Source organism: Mesorhizobium sp. M0293 (genome assembly GCF_040321735.1).
Lineage (GTDB): Bacteria > Pseudomonadota > Alphaproteobacteria > Rhizobiales > Rhizobiaceae > Mesorhizobium.
This window is the reverse complement of sequence record NZ_JAMYSA010000335.1, coordinates 1-502: the sequence shown is the minus strand read 5'-3', so window position 1 is coordinate 502 and position 502 is coordinate 1. Positions and strand designations below refer to the sequence as shown.

Annotated in this window: 1 protein-coding gene; it reads left to right on the top strand. The window is 55.0% G+C overall.

The window, feature by feature from the left end:
* Positions 1-14: 14 nt before the first annotated feature.
* Positions 15-502: NAD(P)/FAD-dependent oxidoreductase (locus NKJ06_RS35755; protein ID WP_352812652.1), on the top strand; the 488-nt coding region annotated here is incomplete at its 3' end.

The following is a 502-nucleotide window of genomic DNA, read 5'->3' as shown; positions in this document are numbered from 1 at the left end:
CTGAATGAACTTCTATGAACTCGTCCAGAAAAAATTTCGATGTGATCGTTGCCGGTGGCGGTCTGGTGGGAATTTCCATTTCCCTTGGGCTGAGACTACGTGGCCTTGATGTGCTCGTGCTTGATGGCTGCGATGACGACAATCGCGCCGCACGGGGCAATTTCGGCCTCATTTGGGTCCAGACCAAGGGCCACACCTTCCGACCCTATGCGCAGCTTTCGCGCAAAGCGGCAATGATATGGCCGGCCTTTAGTTCGCAGTTGAAAGAATTGAGCGGAATAGACGTCGGCCTGGAGGGCGACGGGGCGTTCTATCTCTGCATGTCGGAGGCCGAATGGAAAGATCGTGTGGAATTGATGAGAAAACAATTCGACAATGATCTTCCCGTGGCTGCCGCGTATGAGATGATGGAGCGCGGCGAACTGGACAAGCATATTCCCGGTCTTGGAAATTCGGTTGTCGGTGGCTGTTACGGCCGTCTGGACGGCGCGGTGAACCCCTT